Here is a 20,564-nt window from a genome sequence, read left to right on the forward strand (position 1 = left end):
ACGGGTGTGAAGTAACAGAGATCGGAGCAAACATGGCACAACCCAGACTGAAAATGCGCCTCGGCGACCTGCTGGTACAAGAGCAGATCATCTCTGATGATCAGCTGCAGCTTGCCCTGCAGCAGCAGCGTCAGACCGGCCGCAAGCTGGGCACCACCCTCATCGACCTCGGCTTTATCAGCGAGGTGCAGCTGTTGCAGTTCCTCGCCCGCCAGCTGGATGTGCCCTTCTTCGATCTCAACAACCTCACCATCGACGCCGCCGCGGTGCCGCTGCTGCCCGAAGTGCAGGCGCGCCGTTATCGGGCGCTGGCGGTCAACCTTACCGACGACAAGGTGACGGTGGCCATGTCGGATCCGGCAGATCTGAGCGCACTGGATGCCATCGCCGCCCTGCTCAGCCCGCGCATCATGGTGCTGGCGGTGGCGCGGGAAGGGCAGCTGCTGGAGTATTTCGACCGCCTCTATCGCCGGACCCGCGAGATTGAGAGTTTCGCCGAACAGCTGCAAGAGGAGTATCAGGACTCCGGCTTCGAGCTGGGCTCCAGCAATCTGGGGGCCAACGACGAGGGAGAGGCGACGGTGGCCAAGCTGCTGCGCTCCCTGTTCGAGGATGCGGTGCAGGTAGGTGCGTCGGATATCCACATCGAACCGGACGAGAAGGTGCTGCGCATTCGCCAGCGGATCGACGGCATCCTCCACGAGAACATCCTCAACGAGGTGCGCATCGCCCAGGCGCTGGTGCTACGCCTCAAGCTGGTGGCGGGGCTCGATATCTCCGAGAAGCGCTTGCCGCAGGATGGCCGTTTCAATATGAAGGTGCGCGGTCGCGATGTGGATGTGCGGATGTCCACCATGCCGGTGCAGTATGGCGAGTCTGTGGTGATGCGTCTGCTGGATCAATCCTCCGGCATCCTGTCGTTGACCGAGACTGGGATGCCGCCGGAGATCCTGACCCGTTTCCGTCGCCAGCTCAAACGCCCGCACGGCATGATCCTGGTGACCGGCCCGACCGGTAGCGGCAAGACCACCACCCTCTATGGCGCCCTCTCCGAGCTCAACCAGTCCAGCAACAAGATCATCACGGTAGAAGACCCGGTGGAGTATCGTCTTTCCCGCGTCAATCAGGTGCAGGTCAACCCCAAGATCGGCCTCACCTTCTCCAACGTGCTGCGCTCCACCCTGCGTCAGGATCCGGACATCCTGCTGGTGGGTGAGATGCGTGACAACGAGACGGTAGAGATCGGTCTGCGTGGCGCCATCACAGGTCACCTGGTGCTGACCACCTTGCACACCAACGATGCGGTGACCAGTGCCTTGCGCCTTATCGACATGGGGGCGCCCGGCTATCTGGTGGCGAGCGCCCTGCGGGCGGTGGTCGCCCAGCGGCTGGTGCGGCGGGTATGTGAGCACTGCGTCGAGGAGAAGGCGCCCGACGAAGGGCAGGCCACCTGGCTCACGGTGCTCTCCGGCGAGGCGCCTGGGCAGCATACCTATCACAAGGGCCGGGGTTGCCAGAGCTGCAACTTTACCGGTTATTCCGGCCGGATCGGGGTCTACGAGCTGCTGGAGCTGGATCAGCCGATGATGGATGCCCTGCGCCGCAACGATGCGGAAGGGTTCGCCAAAGCGGCCCGGCAACATGAACACTACCGGCCGCTGGCCCTCACAGCCCTCGATTATGCCCGTCAGGGGATCACCTCGGTGGACGAGGTGCTGCGACTGGCCGAGGATTTGGGGTAAGCGATGGCTAACTTTGCCTACAAGGGGCGTGACAGCCAGGGCAACGCCACCAGTGGCGTGGTAGAAGCGGCCAACGAGATGGCGGCCGCCGAGCAGCTGATGCGCCGTGGCGTGATGCCCACCGAGCTCAAACCGGGCAAGGCCAAGTCCGCCGCCATCGACTGGTCACTGTTGCTGGAAGGGGGCGTCAAGCTGGACGAGCTGGTGATCTTCAGCCGCCAGATGTATGCCCTGACCCGGGCCGGGATCCCGATCCTGCGCGCCATCGCCGGGCTGGAGGAGAGCACTCACAGCAAGCCGCTCAAGCGGGCGCTTCACTCGCTGGGGGAAGATCTCGGCAACGGTCGTCCGCTGTCGAGCTCGATGCAGGCGCACCCCAAGGTATTCAGCAGCCTGTTTGTCGCCATCATCCATGTGGGTGAGAACACAGGTCAGCTGGAAGAGTCCTTTTTGCAGCTCGCGAACTATTTCGAGCTAGAGCTGGAGACCCGCAAGCGGATCAAGACCGCCATGCGCTACCCCAGCTTCGTGATGATCGCCATCGGTATCGCCATGGTGATCCTCAATATCATGGTGATCCCGGTGTTTGCCGGCATGTTCGCCAAATTCGGGGTGGAATTGCCGCTGGCTACCCGCATTCTGCTCGCCACCTCGCACTTTTTTGTCAACTATTGGTGGCTGCTGCTCGCCATTCTGGCTGGGATGGTGTTCGGTTGGCGCCGCTGGGTCGCCACCACCAAGGGCAAGCTGACCTGGCACCGCTGGCAGCTCAAGTTGCCGATCGTCGGCACCATCATAGAGCGCTCCCTGCTGGCCCGTTTTGCCCGTAGTTTTTCCATGATGCTCAAGGCAGGGGTGCCGCTGAACACGGCGCTGACCCTGGTGGCCGATGCGGTGGATAACGCTTATATGGCGGGGCGGGTGCGGGATATGCGCGCCGGTATCGAGCGGGGCGAGAGCCTGCTGCGCACCGCCAGCAGCAGCGGCCTGTTCACTCCGCTGGTGATGCAGATGATCGCCGTGGGGGAGGAGACCGGTCAGGTCGATGACCTGCTGCACGAAGCGGCCGAGTATTACGAGCGGGAGGTGGATTATGACCTCAAGAGTCTCACCGCCCGCATCGAGCCGATCCTGATCGGGATCGTGGCGGTGATGGTACTGATCCTGGCACTGGGTATCTTCACCCCCATGTGGGACATGATGCGCGCAGTTCGCGGCAAGTAACTCGGCATCTTCAAGCTTGAATGGTGGGACATGATGAGAGCCGTAAGAGGCAAGTGAGCGGTGGAGTCGAGGGCTGGATGAACAGACAGACGCAGCAAGATGACCGCTGGCTGACCGGATATCGGCAGATCGCCGTGATCATCCTGTTGATGGTGATTGTTGCTACGTTGGTGCGTAGCTATCAGGGCCACCGGGAAGAGGCGCAGCAGCTCACTCTCACTTTGCTGGGGGAGCAATTTGCCGAGCGGGCACAGCGTTTGCACGGCATTTGGCTCGATGAGCGGCGCCCGCAGACACTGCATGTCGCCGGCAAGGGGTGGCAGTTTGATGCCCGAGGGTGGCCCTTGGGGCTGGTGCCACTGCAATCTCCTTCGGAAAATTGCCGTCAGTTGTGGCTGGCACTGATGGGTGAGACGAAGGGGGGCGTGCCTCCCCTGCAGGTTCTGGCCCGTCCCGATGGCAGTGGTTGCGAGATGGGGTGGGATGGTTATTGGCTGGTTTATCAGTTTTCTGACGGGCGGGTGATGAAAAAGCCTTGAATGAAACCAATCATATGACCCAACTACATGATTTTTTTGGGCCTGCATGAAATAATGCGGGGCATTACGGAGGGAGCATGACAATGAAACCAATGGCACCAACAATGCCGGAAAACGGGATGAGAAGACGGTCTGTCGGCTTTTCCCTCATTGAGCTGGTGATCGTTATCGTGATCCTGGGGATCCTGGCGGTGACTGCACTGCCGCGCTTTCTCGATGTGACTGACGAAGCGAAAAAGGCCAGCGTGGAAGGGGTCTCTGGCGGTTTTGCTACCGGCGTTTCACTGGTTCGGGCGCAATGGGAGGCGGAAGGTCGCGCCAAACAGGACAGCCTCAATACTGTGCTCTATGACGGTAGTCGCTTCTATCTGACCACTCCGACCGAGACCCAGATCAGCAATGGCGAGCTATCGCCCGGCTATCCCATGGATACCGTTGCAAGCGGTAATCCCGATGTGGATCCGGCCAATCTGACCGCCGAACGTTGTCTCAATATTTGGGAGGGGTTACTGCAAAACCCGCCCAAGGCTACGGCCAGCTTCAATGAAGTGCGCGGTAGCGGCAATGACCTGAAATACTATGCCACAGTAAGCAGTAATGGACTGGATTCGGTCTGCCGTTACTATCTGGTCAATAGTCTGAGTAAGGGCAGTGATGGCAAGTATCAGGATCCGCAAGGCAAGACTGATGCATTTATGAGTTTCAGTTACCGTCCGGCGTCCGGTCAGGTGACCACAAATATTAATTAACAGAGGAAAGTGAAATGAAAAAACAGGCGGGTTTTACCCTGATCGAACTGGTTATCGTGATCATCATTCTGGGTATTCTGGCGGTCACCGCTGCACCCAAGTTCCTGAATCTGCAGGATGATGCAAAAACGGCAGCGGCAAGCGGAGTACTGGCTGCAGTACAGAGCTCTTCTCAACTGGTATACAGCAAAGCTGCGTTGGAAGGGTTGGAAACTGCGTCTTCTGGTGCTGTATCGAGCTCTGATGGCACAACTATTCAAGTTGTGTATGGTTATCCCAAGGCATCTGCAGACGGTATTGAACAAGCTGTGACTATTGATGGTTCCTGGAAAGGCGTGTCAGCTTCTTCTTCCACATTCCGTTTTGCACCAAACGATGCGAAAGAAAAGTCTGATTGTGTTCTTTACACTCAAGCCACCTCTACTACACCCGCTAAAGCGGAATTGGGTAAATTCGACGCAACCAATGCATGTGTTGTAACCCCATAATCCATAATGTTAAAGCGAGGCTTGGGCCTCGCTTTCTTCTTTCCACCTATGAGAAAAACCATGCCTGCAACCAAGGGCTTTACCCTGATTGAACTGGTACTGGTGATCCTGTTACTCGGGATTCTGGCCGCCTTTGCCGTGCCCAAATGGCTGGGCAAAGGCGGCTTTGAAATTCAAACCGTGCGTGACGAGCTGCTGACCCGCCTACGGTTGGTACAGACCGTCAATATGCATGAGCCAGCCAACCGTTGTACCCAGCTGGTGGTTGCCTCTCCCCGTTTTGCCCACCGTACTTATGCGGCGTGTCCCGCCAGCGATGACCTGGATACCAGTAGTGGCTGGACTCCCCCGTTGGAGACCCGTGGTCGACTGGTTACGCCCTCTGCCGGTATCTCCATCTCCCTTGATAACAACAACCGCTTCGTGCTGCGTTTCGATCAGATGGGCAGACCGCTAGGCAGCTGCGCCACCGGTTGTACCTTGCTGGTGAGTGATGGTCGCGAAACCAGCCGTATCCAGATTGAGTCAGAGGGATATATCCATGAGATCCCTTAAGCGTGGTTTCACCCTGATTGAGCTGATCGTTGGCATAGTGCTCCTGGCGGTGGCTTTGACCGGCATTTTGGGGTTGCTTATCAATCAGGCGCCGCAGGCGGTAGACCCGGTGCAGCAGGTACGCGCCGCCCAGCTGGCCCAGCGCCTCTCCGGCGAGATCTTGCAAAAGTCGTTTGATGAACATTCGGATCATAACGGTGGTCGTTATCGTTGTGGCGAGCAGGTGGCAGGGGTGACCATCTCTTCCTGCTCCACCAGTTATGGCCCGGATGGCGAGCCCGCATCCTATGCCTATAACGATGTGGATGATTTCGATACCGCAGGTAACTGGGTGGATGCCAACACCCTGACCCAGACTGCGGCGGGAGTCAGCAGCGAGGAGTATCGCAACTATCAGGTGAAAATTGCGGTGAGCGGTTCCGATTTCAGCGATGGCACCTTCAGGAGTTGTGCCGCGCCCTGCTCTGTGGGCAAGCGTATTGATCTGCAGATCAAGCTACCGGATCAGAGCGTGCTCGACTTCTCCTTCTACCGGGGGAACTACTGATGGATCGCTCCGCTGTCGAGTGTTGCCTGTCTGCCAGAATATCAGCGCCCCTAGCCAACTCCGGCGCCAGATTACGCCTGGCGGCCAATCGAACCTACCGCAAACCTCGGGGTAACCGTGGCTTTACCCTGGTCGAGCTGGTGATGGTCATCCTGCTGCTCGGGATAATGGCGACCTTTACCAGCCAGTTTATCGGTATCGGTACTCAGATTTATGGCGATGCCAGCAGCCGTGAGCAGCTGATGAGCGATGCCCGCTTCGCCATGGAGCGGCTTAACCGCGAACTGCGCGATGCGGTGCCGGGATCGGAGCGGATCGAGACGACTGGCGGGGCATGGGTCGACTCCGGTGCCTGTCTGCGGTTTTGGCCCATCAGCACCTCCAGCCGCTATCTGGCGCTTAACCGTGCTATGTCGGGGAGCACGGCCACCCTTGAGCTGGTGATGGCGACCCCGGCTTCTGCTGCCAACCCACTGGATGTGGATGCCACCGCCGTCAAAAAAAATGATCAGCTGATCGTCTTCCCTGTGCCGGACAAAAATGCCGGTTCGCTCACGGCTGGCTGCGATTATGGCCGCTGCGTAGCCAGGGTCACGGATGTGCTGACGCCCGTATCCGGAGCGCAAACCATCCGCTATACCAGTGCCGAGAGCCTGGCTGGTCTCTCTCCGGGCAGCCGGGTCTACTTTGCCAACCAGCAGGTACGTTACTGTGTGGAAGGAAACACGCTGATCCGTGCCACTGCCCCCATTGGAGCATCCTTACCTGCACAAGGCGTATTGATGGCCGATTCCCTTCGTATTGGAACCTTCTATCGGGAAACCTCGGCGTTTAACGCCGAAGGGGAGTTTGGCATGCGCTTTGTCTTCGAGCGCAAGGGGGAGTCGGTCACCTTCAACCACAAGATAGAGGTGTTCAATGTGCCCTGATCCACAGGCTTTCGGACGGATGCGAGGCAGCGCCTTGATGATCGCCCTGTTTGTGATTGTGGTGATGGCACTGCTGGCGGCTGCCATGGGCCGTTTTCTGGTCGATAGCGGCGAGAAAAATACGGTGGAGGTGCACAGCGTGCGTGCCCTGCTGGCCGCCCAGAGCGGTCTGGAAGTGGCACTCTATCGGTTGTTCCCCAAGCGCACTCTTGCCCAACCGAACCCACCTGCGGTCTGCCTGGCAAGCAGCCCACTGAGCTTTGCCAGCAATCCAGGGCTGACCAACTGTCAGGCTGTGGTTCGTTGCGCCACGGTGCCGGTGACCTATAACGGATCTGTGACCAATGGCTATCGTCTCGAGAGTGTCGGAACCTGTGGCAGCTCGGACCTTAACAGTGCCAACCCTGATTTTGCCGTGAGCCGAACCCTGATGGTCGAAGCTTATGATGGAGGAACTCCCTGATGCGCAATTTATTTCTGATCATTTGCTTATACATCATGGTTTCACCAGTTTGGGCTGCAATTGATTGCAACAGCATTTTCCCCGGACCAATTCAAAGCTATTCGAATACCGGTGAGCTTTATATGCAAAACAATGCAAAGGTCGAAAATTATAACAGTCTTGATGTGTGCTTTAAATCGGTAAAAGGATATGAGTGGGAAATGAATCCTCAGGCCTGTGGTGCTGGTAAATGTGAAATAACAAAAAAACCAAGTTTATCAAGAACACAGCCGACTTTGCTTGTAAGCTCTGATGCAAAAAATTATAAGATAGCTCCTGAAACTGTGCCTGATGTAGTACTTGGAAATACTGTCGGTTATGGAAAGTCGGCAGGGGCAGGTAGGTGGGATCTAGGTAGTGTCACTCTTAATAAAGGTTCCATGAGTGTTTCAGATACATATTCAACCTATGCTATTAAAGGTATGATTTTATATGAGAACTCAACGGTAACATTAAAAGCTGGAAAGTCATACATTATAGACGGTGACCTCTATATAAATTCTGGCTCGGTTTTTATCGCGGGTGTAGAGGCAACTACGTTATACATTAATGGTCGTTTGACTATTGAAAACGCATCAATGTTGTCTGGGTTAACCTCTCTTGATGTATATGTAAAAGAAAATATTATATTGAAAGGAGATGCCCAAGCACAAGGAAGCTATTATGTCGCAGGAGATGCGGTGTTGCAGGAGCAAGTTGTATTAACTGGGCGTCTTAGTGCAAAAAATGTTACAATGCAAAGTAGTAGTAAAGTTATATATGATGATGGTCAGCCAAAACTGCAATGCTTCAATGATAATTTTGATTCATCATCACTCAAACCAGAATGGGTGGTAAAAACCAGTAAAGGGTCATTTTCCCCCTCAATTAAAGAGGGGCGTTTGCGTTTAACTGAAAATAAGAATGACCAAGCTACCTCATTGACTTACCTTAAGTTATTTCCTGCTGCTAATAACTTGGTGACGGTAGAGTTCGATCATTCCGCTTATGGTGGCACTGGTGCAGATGGTATTGCCATGGTGTTGTCAGACGCCAAGATAACCCCTCAACCGGGGGCATTTGGTGGACCGCTGGGGTATGGCCATAAAGGCAGTGCTGCACCCGGATTCGCAGGTGGCTGGTTGGGTGTCGGCATTGACGAATTTGGTAACTTTTCTGCAGAAGGCGGTAGTAATAATCAACCTCGCCGAAATAATTCAATTGCTATTCGAGGTTCTGGCTCTGCTACAACTGGATATCGCTATCTTTATGGTTCACCGACCTTGAACCCGTCGATCCACAATGGCAATAATTACCCTAATCCCCCCCATCGCTACCGTTTGACTGTAGATTCCCGTTCGGGAAATAAAACCATGGTGTCAATAGATCGAAATACTGGTGCTGGTTATGCAGCAGTGCCTGGGATACCTACATTTGATGCTACCGCTAATGGTTTAGGTCAGTCACCTATACCAGAAAACTTTTACCTTTCGTTCACCGGCTCAACAGGTGGCTCAAACAATATACATGATATTGATAACGTAAAAATATGTGCATTGAAAGTGAATCCGGTTGGGGTTCAAGTACATCATTTCGAATTCGCTCATTCAGGGCAGGCAATCACCTGCCAGCCTGAAGAGATCACAATTAAAGCTTGTGCCAATGAGGATTGTTCACAACTAATGTCGGGTACTGTTACGGCAGCGTTCACTCCTAACCCCTTTACGAATGGTGGTTGGTCGTCAGGTAGTGGTTTAAATAACGTGAGTAATGGTGTTGTCACTATAACTGGCGGCACCACTAAGGTGATGCTAAGTAATTATTCGGCCAGTTCCATCACTATGGGCGTGTCCAGCTCGACTCCGCCACTGCGGCCGCAGAGTGATACCTTATGTCGGTCCGGTTCATTGGGGCCTGCTAAACAATATTGCACGCTCCCGTTTGCCGATGCTGCACTGCGTTTCAATGTCCCCACCTTCTATGCCGGTACCTCGGGAGTCACCTCGATCCGCGCCATCAAATCAAACGATGTGGGGGCGACCAAGGTATGCGTGCCCTTACTGACTGGTGATCAGACTCTCCAATTTACCTCGAGCAAGGTCGTCTCTGAGAGCAGCACTGCCGTGCCGACGGTCAATAGCACCACGCTCGCGCCATCAGGAAACGTTAAGGTCGCGTTTAACAGTGATGGGGTGGGTCAACTGACCGTACAGTACCCGGATGCGGGTGTGTTGCGACTGGATGCTACTTTCCAGAAGAATGATGTCACCGGCACCCTCAAGCTGACCGGTAGTGATACGGTTGCTGTGATTCCTAAAGCGATCGCACTCCAGGCACAAGGACAAAGTGGCTGCTCGGGCAGTAACGACAACACATATGCAGCATGCCCTGTCTATCGTAAAGCGGGCGAGTCCTTTACTCTGCAAGCGCGAGCCCTGAATGAGCAGGATCAGCTAACCCCTGGCTTTGCGACCAGTAATAAGGCGATCTCTTGGGCGCTGTTAGCACCGGCAGCTGGCGGCACCGGAACATTTTCGCCGACAGCGATCACGTTGGCGAGCGGGGTAGCAAACGTGACGGCGAATTGGTCTGAGGTCGGGGTGATCCGGTTAGGCGTCAGCAACTTTGTGCCTTATCCCACTTATCAGGATGAATCTCCCCAACTTGAGACAATGCAACGTTTGAGCTCGCCCATCGGTCGTTTTGTCCCTTGGGATTACAGTTTGAGTAATGGCTTTATCACGCCTGCCTGCAATGCCTTTACATATATGAGCCAGCCCTTTGCCAGCGGTTTTGTCCTCACTGCACGCAATCTGCAGAAAGGGACGACAGAAAACTATAAGGGGGCGTTCGCTAAAGGGGTTGCTGAGATGGTGGCTGCCAATGCTCTGGATGGGGTTGCGCGTGACAAGCGTATTACACTATCTCCCTCGCTCAGCTGGGCAAGTGGTATTGCGAGCGTTAATCAGCAGTCACCTTTGGGGCTGAATACCCGCTTTGATCGTGCAGCGAGTCCAGAAGCACCTTTCGCCACGTTGAGCTTTGGTCTCAAAGTCGATGATAAGGATGGCGGCAATACACTGTTGGCTAATCCAAATATGAATACTGCTGTCGCTGGGACATGTTCCGGATCGGGGTGTAATGCGGTGCTGCTGGGTACTCAAAAGCTGTTGTACGGCCGCCTGCAGGCGGGCACGGCGGCGGGTCTTGCCTCGGCGCCGCTGGCCATTCCACTGCAGATGCAATATTACGAAGCGGGCAACTGGCTGCAAAACAAGGAAGATCAATGTACCCAGCTCTCTTTGGCCAATCAGGGGTTCACTTTCCTCAATCCGAGCCACACCTTTGATGCGGCGACTCGCGAGCTGAATCTGGGGGCGGGTCGCAAGATAAAGTTGGGGTTGGGCAGTTCTGCACCAGGTGGGGATGCTGCACTGGCGAAAGACGGGGAGATCCTGTTCCACTTTGCCAAGCCGGACATCTCGGTGCGCATCCCCTACAAGGTCGAATTGGCAAAACAGCCGTCGCAGCCCCTCTGGTTGTCTGACCCAACGAGTGCCAATGACGGCAACCTGCAAGGTGAGGCCATTTTCGGCTCCAGCCGGGGTAATGACAGAATTATTTATCGGCGCGAAGTATTGCATTGAATGAAGTGAAAGGGGGGTTGGCTCAACAGCATCCCCCTAAATCCTTGTTTATTAGTGTTTGCAAGCGTGTGCGAGTGAGTGATGACTCGCATTTTTGTCGCGCCTGATTGATTGGCGACAGTTTGAGCGCTTGCCCATTGGGGTGGGCATTGGTAAAGTTAGCCGGTTTTCTGCACCTCCAAATTCTTAGGATTTCCCGTAGCCATGTTCAAAAAGCTCAGAGGCGTCTTTTCCAACGATCTGTCGATCGATTTGGGAACTGCCAACACCCTGATCTATGTAAAAGATCAAGGGATCGTCCTTAACGAACCCTCAGTTGTCGCCATTCGCCAAGAGCGCGGGAACGCCAAATCGGTCGCTGCTGTCGGTCATGCCGCCAAGCAGATGCTGGGCCGTACCCCGGGCAACATTTCCGCAATCCGCCCGATGAAAGACGGCGTGATCGCCGATTTCTACGTGACCGAGAAGATGCTGCAGCACTTCATCAAACAGGTTCACGACAACAACTATTTCCGCCCCAGCCCGCGTGTGCTGGTGTGTGTACCGTGCGGTTCAACTCAGGTTGAGCGTCGCGCCATCAAGGAGTCCGCACTGGGCGCCGGTGCCCGCGAGGTCTACCTGATCGACGAGCCTATGGCTGCTGCCATCGGTGCCGGCCTGCCGGTGTCCGAAGCGACCGGTTCCATGGTGGTCGATATCGGTGGTGGTACCACTGAAGTGGCCATCATCTCCCTGAACGGTGTGGTCTACTCCCAGTCCGTCCGTATCGGTGGCGACAAGTTTGACGAGGCGATCATCAGCTACGTCCGTCGCAACTACGGCAGCCTGATCGGTGAAGCGACTGCCGAGCGCATCAAGCACGAGATCGGCTCCGCCTATCCGGGCGAAGAGGTGCGCGAGATTGAAGTCCGTGGTCGCAACCTGGCCGAAGGTGTACCGCGCAGCTTCACCCTCAACTCCAACGAAATCCTGGAAGCGCTGCAAGAGCCGTTGTCCGGTATCGTGGCTGCCGTCATGGTGGCGTTGGAGCAGTCTCCGCCGGAACTGGCTTCCGACATCTCCGAGCGCGGCATGGTGCTGACCGGTGGTGGCGCACTGCTGAAAGATATCGACCGTCTGCTGATGGAAGAGACCGGCATTCCTGTCGTCGTGGCCGAAGATCCCCTCACCTGTGTGGCCCGTGGCGGCGGCAAGGCGCTGGAGCTGATCGATATGCACGGTGGCGATCTGTTCCACTACGAATAAGACCCAAAGCCGGCCAGCGTGCCGGCTCTTTTTTGACGACCCATGAAACCCATTTTTGGTAGAGGCCCTTCGCTTCAGTTACGGTTGTTTCTCGCCGTCATCATCTCCATCGCTGCCATCGTCGCGGATTCCCGCTTCGGTGTGTTTACCCATGTTCGCGTCTACCTCAGTTCGTTAGTCAGTCCGCTGCAATACATGGCCAATGCGCCGGGTACCCTGCTCGACACCATGTCGACCCAGGTGCAGACCCGCGCCGATCTCATCGAGCAGACCAAGCAGCAGGAGCAGCAACTGTTCACTCTGCGGGCCCGTCTGCTCAAAATGGATCAGCTGGAACACGAGAACCAGCGGCTGCGTGAGCTGCTCGGTTCGCCGGTGCACAAGGAGTCCCGCAAGATGGTGGCCGAGCTGCTGTCGGTGGATTCCGACCCCTTCAGCCATCAGGTGCTGATCAACAAGGGGGCGCTGGATGGCGTCTACAACGGTCAGGCGGTGATCAACGATCAGGGTGTGATTGGTCAGGTGCTCCACGTGGGCTCCACCACCAGTCGCGTGCTGCTGATCACCGACTCCAGCCACGGTATTCCGGTGCGGGTGCTGCGCAACGACTTGCGCGCCATTGCCTCCGGCAGTGGCGAGCTCGACAAGTTGGAGCTGCGCAACCTGCCGCGCAATACCGATATTCAGGTGGGTGATCTGCTGGTCACCTCGGGCCTTGGTGGTCGTTTCCCGGAAGGCTATCCGGTGGCGACTGTGACCCGCTCCGAGTATGTGGAGGGCAAGCCCTTTGCCCAGGTCGAGGCCAAGCCGCTGGTGGAGCTGGACAGACTGCGCTATCTGCTGCTGCTGTGGACCGACAAGAAGCCTGAAGTACATGATGAGGATGGCGAACGGGCGGCTCCCGCTGCGTCCGCCGCAGGAGCCACCCGCTAATGCTAGAACCCGCCAGCGGCAGGATCTGGATCTGGATCTCGATCCTGCTGGCCTTGAGCCTGTCGATCCTGCCGCTTCCTTTCGAATTTGACCCCTTCCGTCCGGACTGGCTGGCTATGGTGCTCATCTACTGGGCACTGGCTTTGCCGCACCGGACCAACGTCGGCACCGCCTGGGTGGCGGGCCTGCTGCTGGATGTGCTGCTTGGCAGCACCCTCGGCGTGCGGGCGATGGCGATGGCCATCACCACCTATCTGGCGGCCTTCCAGTTCCAGAAGATCCGCAACTTCTCCCTCTGGCAGCAGGCACTGATCATCGGTGGCCTCTCGCTGGTGGGTAAAATGACGGTATTCTGGGCCGAGCATCTGTTCAGCCAGGCCAGTCTCAACTTCTCCTACTTTTGGTCGACGTTGACGACGATGCTAATATGGCCCTGGGTGTTTCTGGTGCTGCGCAAGGTGCGGCGCCGCTTCAATATCAGGTAAATATGAACAAGAACAACGAACCACAACTCTATCTCGCCTCGGCTTCTCCCCGTCGCCGTGAACTGCTGACCCAGATTGGCTACCGCTTCGAGGTGCTGAAACTGGATGTGCCCGAGCAGCGGGAAGAGGGTGAAAAGGCGCAGGATTACGTCTGCCGCCTCGCCCGTGACAAGGCGATGGCGGGTGTGGCGTGTGCGCCGACAGCGTTGCCGGTGCTGGGTGCCGACACCATAGTAGTGCTGGGGGATAGGGTGCTGGAGAAACCGTCCGATCTGCTGGATGCCAAAGATATGTTGGAGTCCCTCTCCGGCAAGGTGCATCAGGTGATGACGGCGGTAGCGCTGGCCAGCAAGGATCGTTGTGACGTGCGTCTGGTCACAACCAACGTGGCGTTTCGCAAGCTGGACGAGGCCGAGATCGAGGCCTACTGGCAGACCGGTGAGCCCTGTGACAAGGCCGGGGCTTATGGCATTCAGGGTATTGCCGGCAAGTTTGTCAGCCGCATCGAAGGGAGCTATAGCGCCGTGGTCGGCCTGCCCCTGCTGGAGACAGACCTGCTGATCAAGCATCATCTGGAACAGCTCAAATAATTTCCCGTCAGCTGTGCTCTGCTGCGTTTCTCCCTTGCGCGCGTTGTACCGGATTGGCTCTATAGAATTCAAAACTGGAACAGGCAAGGTTACTTATGTCGGTAGAACTGCTGGTTAACGTTACCCCCTCCGAAACCCGGGTCGCTCTGGTCGAAAACGGTCTGCTGCAGGAAGTGCATGTAGAACGTCAGGCCAAACGCGGCATTGTCGGCAATATCTACAAAGGCAAGATCAGTCGGGTGCTGCCCGGCATGCAGGCGGCATTCGTCGATATCGGCATGGACAAGGCAGCCTTTTTGCACGCCTCCGATATCGTCCCTCACACCGAGTGTGTGGCGGTGAAGGAGAAGGAGCAGTTCCAGGTCGGTAACATCGCCGAGCTGGTGCGTCAGGGGCAGGACATCATGGTGCAGGTGGTGAAAGATCCGCTGGGTACCAAGGGTGCCCGTCTTACTACCGATATCACCTTGCCATCCCGCTATCTGGTCTTTATGCCGGGCAGCGCCCATGTCGGTGTCTCCCAGCGTATCGAGTCCGAAGCAGAGCGGGAGCGCCTCAAGCGCACTGTGGCCGGTTATGTGGACGAGCTGGGTGGCTACATCATCCGCACCGCTGCCGAAGGGGTTGGGGAGCAGGAGCTGGAGCAGGATGCCGCCTTCCTCAAACGGCTGTGGCGCAAGATCCTCGAGCGCAAACAGAAGTATCCACCCTGCAAGATCCTCTACGAGGATCCCAGTTTGGCATTTCGGGTAGTGCGTGACTTTGTCGGTGCCGAGCTCGACAAGATCCGAGTTGATTCCCGCCAGAGCTTCGATCAGCTCAAGCGCTTCACCGAAGAGTACGTGCCGGAGCTGGCCAGCAAGCTGGAGTACTACCCCGGCGAGTCGCCGATCTTCGATCTTTACGACGTGGAGAACGAGATCCAGCGGGCGCTGGAGCGCAAAGTGGAGCTGAAATCCGGCGGCTACCTCATCATCGACCAGACCGAAGCCATGACTACGGTGGATATCAACACCGGCGCCTTTGTCGGCCATCGCAATCTGGAAGAGACCATCTTCAATACCAACGTCGAGGCGACGGCGGCCATCGCCCGTCACCTGCGCCTGCGCAACCTTGGCGGCATCATCATCATCGACTTCATCGATATGCAGTCGGAAGATCACCGCCGTCGGGTGCTGCACAGTCTGGAGCAGGCGCTGTCAAAGGATCGTGCCAAGACCAACGTCAACGGCTTCTCCCAGCTCGGTCTGGTGGAGATGACCCGCAAGCGCACCCGCGAGAGTCTGGAGCATGTGCTCTGCTCCGAGTGCCCCGAGTGCAAAGGGCGCGGCCGGGTCAAGACGGTGGAGTCGGTCTGCTTCGAGATCCTGCGGGAGATCATCCGGGTCAATCGTGCCTACGATGCGGATCAGTTCACCGTCTACGCGGCCCCGGCCGTGGCCGACTACCTCCATGGCGAGGAGTCCCACAGTCTGGCGGAGCTGGAAGTGTTTATCGGCAAGCAGGTGCGGGTAGTGAGCGAACCCCTCTGTGGTCAGGAGCAGTTCGACGTGGTGATGATGTAATTGGTCTATCGCTGGCTGAGTCGGGGCTGGTTGGCCCTGGGGGTCCTGTTCGTACTGATGGCAATGCTGGTCACCCTGGTACGGGTCGGGGGCCCTTTGCTGAATCAGTATCGAGAGAGCCTTATCCACACTCTGCTCGGCGATTCGCAAATCAAGGTCAGCGTCGATCAAATTGGACTGAGCTGGACACAGTCAGGCCCGGCCCTCGAACTGCAACAGCTCGCCGTTGCCCCCGACTCCAAACGCTATACCGTCAAGCTCGGCAAGGCCTGGGTGCACCTCGACTTCTGGCGCACCATTAACGAGCTCAAGCCGGTGTTTGGCGAGCTGATTCTGAGCGATGGCGATATCACCATCGACTTGCGCCAACCGGCTGACGACAGCCCCTCCGGCGATCCCCAGCAGGGCGCCCTGCTGCGCTTTCTGCTGACCCAGCTCTCCACCTTCGATGTGCACAACACCCGCCTCAGCGTCACCACCTCCCTCGGTGATCTGCGCGCCCTCGACATCGCCCAACTGCGCTGGCAGAACCGTGGCAAGCGCCATCAGGGGGTCGGCAAGGCCTATCTCATCAACGGGGTGGGCGAGAGCACCCTCGATCTGATACTCGATGTAGATACGCCGCAAGATCGACTCGATCGCCTCAAGGGGCAGCTCTATCTGGGGGCCCGCCAGCTCGATATCACCCCGACCCTGGCCAGGATCCATGCTGGTGAACCCAGGGTTACCGGTCAGCTCGACTTCCAGCTCTGGAGCGAGTTTGACAGCGGCAAGCTGGGCAATACCCTGCTGGCGTTTGGCAACAACTACCTGATCTGGAAGGATCCCAAGAAAGGGGAGATGCACCGCTTTGGCCTCGATGGCGGCAAGATCCAGCTGCGTCGGGATGGCACCGACTGGCAACTGGCCAGCCACAACGTCACCTTCAAGCTGGACGGCAAACCCTGGTTGCAGAGCCGCTTGCAGCTGGAGCGGATCGGGGATCGGGTGCAGGGCTATGTGCCGCAGATCGATCTCGACCAGTTTGCTCAGCTGAGCCAGCTGGTCTCCGCGATTTATCCTGCCCAGAGCGAGCTGCTCAAGCAGACCAAACCCAATGGCAAGCTGACTGATTTGACCCTGCAGGCCGATGCCGGGTGGCAGGATCTCTCCCTCAGTGGCCGCTTCAGCAAGGTGCGCCTCAAGGCCTGGCAGGATATACCCGGGATGCAGGATCTCAACGGCGAGTTCTGGCTTACCCCGACCGGTGGTAGCGCCAGACTGGCGCTGGCGAACGACAAGGTGGATCCCGCCCGTCACTTCAAGATGCCGATCCCGGTCGACAACTTCTCGGCCCGCCTCGACTGGTGGCGCGAGGAACAGGGCTGGGTGCTCTACGGTCAGGATATCGCGCTGGATAACCCGGATCTGACCCTGGCCAGCCGTTTCCGCCTCGATCTGTTCGAGCACCCTTTCCTCGCCCTGACCGGTCGCATCGATGTGAAGAATGCGGGCCATGCGGATCGCTACTTCCCGCTGCAGGCGATGGACAAGGGGCTGGTGGATTACCTGAGCGGCGCCATCAAGGGGGGCAAGGCCAAGGGGGCCGACCTGCTCTGGTATGGGGAGTTTCGGGATTTCCCCTACGACAACGGCAAGGGCATCTTCCAGGTGGCGGTGCCGCTGGAGCAGGCCACCTACGAGTTCTTCCCCGGTTGGCAACCGCTTACCGACCTGCAGATCGATCTCTTGTTCCAGAATGCCGGTCTCGATATGCGCAGCCGATCCACCAAACTCGGCAAGGCGAGCTCCGACTCGGTGCATGCCTGGATCCCGGATCTCTCCCCCGGCGCCCACCTCTATGTGGATGCCAAGGTGCAGGGGGAGGGCAAGGCCATCAGCGACTACCTGCAGGACTCCCCGCTGGGCAGTTCGGTAGGTCAGGCGCTGCGAGAGATCGAGATCCGCGGCCCGATGGCCGGTTCGGTCAAGCTCGATATTCCTCTCGATGGCGAGAGCGAGGTCAAGGCGAGCGGCGATGCCACCTTCAGCAACAACAAGGTGCGGGTCGCCAGTCTGGACCTGCCGCTGGAGAAGGTGCAGGGGCGCCTCGAATATGACAACGAACAGACCCGTTTCAACAACCTCAAGGCGAGCCTGTGGAACCAGCCGCTGACCCTCGACTATCAGGGGCGCCAGCATCCGGATCACTATCAGGTCGACCTCGATTTCAAGGGGCAGTGGGATAGCCGCCGCCAGCCCGCCGCCATCTCTTCATTCGGCATTCTCAACGGCCGCAGTAACTGGGGCGGCAAGCTCGGGTTGACCCTGCCCGACAGCAAGCCATTTAGTTTCCAGCTGGCGCTCGACTCCAACCTGCAGGGGATGGGGCTGGATCTGCCGCTGCCGCTGGCCAAGAGCAGTGCCAGCCGGCTACCGCTCAAGGTGATCGCCCGTGGCCGGGATGGCAGCGCCGACATTCGTGCCGTACTGGGGGCTGATGTGGATATGCAGACCCGACTGGTCTACGGCGAAGGGGTACCTTATCTCAGCCGGGTGCGAGTTGATGTGGGCCAGCCGGGCGCCCGGGTAATGCGCGATGCCCCCATGCTGCTCGCCATCAACCAGCAGGAGGCCGATGTGGGCGGCTGGCTGGCGCGACTCAAGCAGTGGTTGCCAGCGCAGAACCAGACCGGCAATGCGGTGGTCGGCCCCGCCTTCCTGCCGCAGGAGTGGTGGGTGGATGGACAGCTGGCTCGCGCCTATATCGGCAGTGCCACCCTCAAGGCGGCGCGTTTCACCTTGGGGCCGACCAATCAGGCGACCGAAGTGATGATCGACAGCCCCGACGTGATGGGGGTGATCCGCCTGCCTGCAGTAGCCAATCGCCCGGTGGATGCCAAGTTTGCCCGCATATACTGGTCCGGCAAGAGTTCGGATCTCAGCCCGGATCCCGATGCGCAGCAGGACAACGCCATAATGGCCTCCATCCCCTGGTTGAAGGTGAGCTGTGTCGATTGCCGCTTTGGTGAGCTGCCGCTCGGCGAAGTGAAAGGGGAGCTGGTGCCCGGCGCCAACAAGGTGACACTCAAGGGGCTGGATATGCGGCTGGCGGGGAGTCAGCTCACCGGCAGCGTCGACTGGCTGGCCGATGGCAACCGGATGCAGACCCGTGCCCGTGGCAAGCTGACCAGCAACAACAGCGAGCTGCTGCTCAAGCGGCTCGGCTACACCTCGCCCATCGGCGATGCCCCCGGCTCCCTCGCTTTTGATCTGAACTGGCAGGATGTGCCCTATCGCCCGAGCCTGTCGACCTTGGGGGGAAGTGCCAACTATCAGCTGGAGGGCGGTACCCTGCGCGAGGTCAACGACAAGGGGGCGCGGCTGCTCTCCCTGCTCAGTCTCGACTCCCTGCTGCGCAAACTGCGGCTCGATTTTCGCGATGTGTTCGACAAGGGCTTCTACTTCGAATCCATGTCCGCCTCTGCCACCATCAAGCAGGGGCAAGTCAGCAACGATGATTTCTATATGAAGGGGGCGGCAGGCAACCTGCGCGGTGAGGGGATCGCCGATCTGGTGCACTGGCGGCTCGACTACGAGCTGAGCTTCTCTCCCAATCTGGGGGGCACCCTGCCGGTGGTAGCGGCCTTCTCCATCACGCCGGTCACGGGTCTCTATGTGCTGGCCCTCTCCAAACTGTTGGAGCCGGTAGTGGATGTGGTGACCCGTATCGATTTTCGCATCTCGGGCCCGCTCGACGCACCCAAGCTGATCGAGGCGGGACGAGATCGCGCGCGCATCAAGCTCAACCAGCAGCAGAAAGAGGCGGTAGATGCCGTTGCCCCCGGCCTGCCGACCCAAGAGGTGACCCCTTTCCTGCTGAGCCCCAAACACGCGGGGCCCGCTCAGCGCTAAACGAGCGGCCCGGCATCATCACAAGGAGTGAGCCATGATCCGACATATCCTGCTGATCGCCTTCAAGCCGGGCACCCAGCCTGCCCAGATAGATGCGGTCCGTACCGCCTTTCTCGCCATTCCCCATCAGGTCAGCGGCGTGACCGCCGTGGAGTGGGGTCGTGATGACAGCCCGGAGGGGCGAGCCGAGGGGTTTACCCACAGCGTGCTGATGACCTTCGCCGACGAAGCGGCCCGCCAGCGCTATCTGCCCCACCCGGATCACGATGCCCTCAAGGCCATCTTCCGTCCGGTGCTGGAGCGCATCATAGTGCTGGATTACACCCTGCAGGCAGGGGATCGGGTTGTGTCAGAGGGGCCGTTATGATGGTGGATGAGCACTGGGCTGCCATCCCGCCACTGCAGCGCGCACTGCTGGAATCGGTGATGCAACATGGCGCAGCCCATCCTGCGATTGATGCCGGGGTAGTGGTTGGGTCGCTCGCCAAGGGCAAGGCAGACCGGGTATCCGATGTCGATCTCTTGTTGCTGGCCGAGCCTGGCTTCCATAAGCAGGGAGACGAACTGGTGCGCACCATTGTGGGGGATCGGCCCATCTTTCACTGCTGGCAAGGAAGACATGAAGAGGTCTGTTCATACTGGCGCTTCATATTCCTCGACATGACCAGCATCGAGATCCACATCCTTGATCGGGGGGCTGAGTTCCCCCTTGCCAAACCTTATTTGCCACTGTTCGATAAAACTTCCTCCCTTGGTGCGCTTGAGGTTTCTGGCCCTGCCCCAAGCCATTGGGACTTTCCTGCCTATATGGCCGAAGGGGATGGCCTGGTTTGGGAGTTGTTCGATTGCCTCAAATGGGCGGAGCGTGGCCAGCGGGGATTGGTCAGGCATCATCTTCGCAAGCTGCTGGGCGAGATGGATAAAGACCCGAATATTGTGGATCGCGATTAA

The 20,564-nt window shown here is 58.0% G+C and carries 18 protein-coding genes; all 18 read left to right on the forward strand.

The genetic code is table 11. From position 1 onward, the window contains the following. The first annotated feature begins 32 nt into the window (after positions 1–32). Positions 33–1,742 (forward strand): MSHA fimbrial ATPase MshE, encoded by a 1,710-nt coding sequence (mshE, locus tag ACTG2G_RS12950; protein ID WP_005340025.1) that lies wholly within the window; start codon positions 33–35, stop codon positions 1,740–1,742. Between the two features lie 3 nt (positions 1,743–1,745). Then, positions 1,746–2,966 (forward strand): type II secretion system F family protein, encoded by a 1,221-nt coding sequence (locus ACTG2G_RS12955; protein ID WP_005340027.1) that lies wholly within the window; start codon positions 1,746–1,748, stop codon positions 2,964–2,966. A gap of 77 nt (positions 2,967–3,043) precedes the next feature. Continuing rightward, complete coding sequence (locus tag ACTG2G_RS12960) at positions 3,044–3,505, forward strand: hypothetical protein (protein WP_167573665.1); 462 nt, start codon at positions 3,044–3,046, stop codon at positions 3,503–3,505. 77 nt (positions 3,506–3,582) lie between these two features. Continuing rightward, the gene (locus ACTG2G_RS12965; protein ID WP_439984496.1) at positions 3,583–4,254 is read left to right on the forward strand and encodes a type II secretion system protein; all 672 of its coding nucleotides are present in this window, start codon (positions 3,583–3,585) and stop codon (positions 4,252–4,254) included. Positions 4,255–4,268: 14 nt separating this feature from the next. After that, a complete protein-coding gene (locus ACTG2G_RS12970) occupies positions 4,269–4,742 on the forward strand; it encodes a prepilin-type N-terminal cleavage/methylation domain-containing protein (RefSeq protein ID WP_100654690.1) in 474 nt (157 codons plus the stop codon). Between the two features lie 60 nt (positions 4,743–4,802). Continuing rightward, positions 4,803–5,297 carry a prepilin-type N-terminal cleavage/methylation domain-containing protein gene (locus ACTG2G_RS12975; RefSeq protein WP_257687246.1) on the forward strand — a complete coding sequence of 165 codons (495 nt, stop codon included), beginning with the start codon at positions 4,803–4,805 and terminating at the stop codon, positions 5,295–5,297. Further along, positions 5,284–5,844: a prepilin-type N-terminal cleavage/methylation domain-containing protein gene (locus ACTG2G_RS12980; RefSeq protein ID WP_257687245.1), complete on the forward strand. Its 561-nt coding sequence runs from the start codon at positions 5,284–5,286 to the stop codon at positions 5,842–5,844. The genes ACTG2G_RS12975 and ACTG2G_RS12980 overlap by 14 nt, the downstream gene beginning before the upstream one ends. Further along, the gene (locus ACTG2G_RS12985) at positions 5,844–6,773 is read left to right on the forward strand and encodes a PilW family protein (RefSeq protein ID WP_257687244.1); all 930 of its coding nucleotides are present in this window, start codon (positions 5,844–5,846) and stop codon (positions 6,771–6,773) included. The genes ACTG2G_RS12980 and ACTG2G_RS12985 overlap by 1 nt, the downstream gene beginning before the upstream one ends. A 37-nt stretch (positions 6,774–6,810) precedes the next feature. Then, entirely contained in the window at positions 6,811–7,236 is a 426-nt protein-coding gene (locus tag ACTG2G_RS12990) for an MSHA biogenesis protein MshP (RefSeq protein ID WP_439985508.1), read from the forward strand. Continuing rightward, entirely contained in the window at positions 7,236–10,901 is a 3,666-nt protein-coding gene (locus ACTG2G_RS12995; RefSeq protein ID WP_439985509.1) for a DUF6701 domain-containing protein, read from the forward strand. The genes ACTG2G_RS12990 and ACTG2G_RS12995 overlap by 1 nt, the downstream gene beginning before the upstream one ends. Before the next feature lie 204 nt (positions 10,902–11,105). After that, positions 11,106–12,146 carry a rod shape-determining protein gene (locus ACTG2G_RS13000; RefSeq protein WP_005340051.1) on the forward strand — a complete coding sequence of 347 codons (1,041 nt, stop codon included), beginning with the start codon at positions 11,106–11,108 and terminating at the stop codon, positions 12,144–12,146. 42 nt (positions 12,147–12,188) lie between these two features. Further along, a complete protein-coding gene (mreC, locus tag ACTG2G_RS13005; RefSeq protein WP_005340053.1) occupies positions 12,189–13,079 on the forward strand; it encodes a rod shape-determining protein MreC in 891 nt (296 codons plus the stop codon). Further along, entirely contained in the window at positions 13,079–13,564 is a 486-nt protein-coding gene (gene mreD / locus ACTG2G_RS13010; protein ID WP_005340054.1) for a rod shape-determining protein MreD, read from the forward strand. Before mreC ends, mreD begins: the two co-directional genes overlap by 1 nt. A 2-nt stretch (positions 13,565–13,566) precedes the next feature. Continuing rightward, on the forward strand, positions 13,567–14,154 hold the full coding sequence (locus tag ACTG2G_RS13015; protein WP_005340055.1) for a Maf family protein: 588 nt from the start codon (positions 13,567–13,569) through the stop codon (positions 14,152–14,154). Between the two features lie 95 nt (positions 14,155–14,249). Next, complete coding sequence (rng, locus tag ACTG2G_RS13020) at positions 14,250–15,719, forward strand: ribonuclease G (protein WP_005340056.1); 1,470 nt, start codon at positions 14,250–14,252, stop codon at positions 15,717–15,719. Next, positions 15,720–19,613, forward strand: coding sequence for a YhdP family protein (locus tag ACTG2G_RS13025; protein WP_429204679.1), 3,894 nt, complete (start codon positions 15,720–15,722; stop codon positions 19,611–19,613). A gap of 34 nt (positions 19,614–19,647) precedes the next feature. Continuing rightward, entirely contained in the window at positions 19,648–19,980 is a 333-nt protein-coding gene (locus ACTG2G_RS13030; RefSeq protein ID WP_058056309.1) for a Dabb family protein, read from the forward strand. Continuing rightward, positions 19,977–20,564 (forward strand): nucleotidyltransferase domain-containing protein, encoded by a 588-nt coding sequence (locus ACTG2G_RS13035; RefSeq protein ID WP_323925083.1) that lies wholly within the window; start codon positions 19,977–19,979, stop codon positions 20,562–20,564. The genes ACTG2G_RS13030 and ACTG2G_RS13035 overlap by 4 nt, the downstream gene beginning before the upstream one ends.

This window comes from Aeromonas sp. 55A, assembly GCF_051919665.1.
Lineage (GTDB): Bacteria > Pseudomonadota > Gammaproteobacteria > Enterobacterales > Aeromonadaceae > Aeromonas > Aeromonas veronii.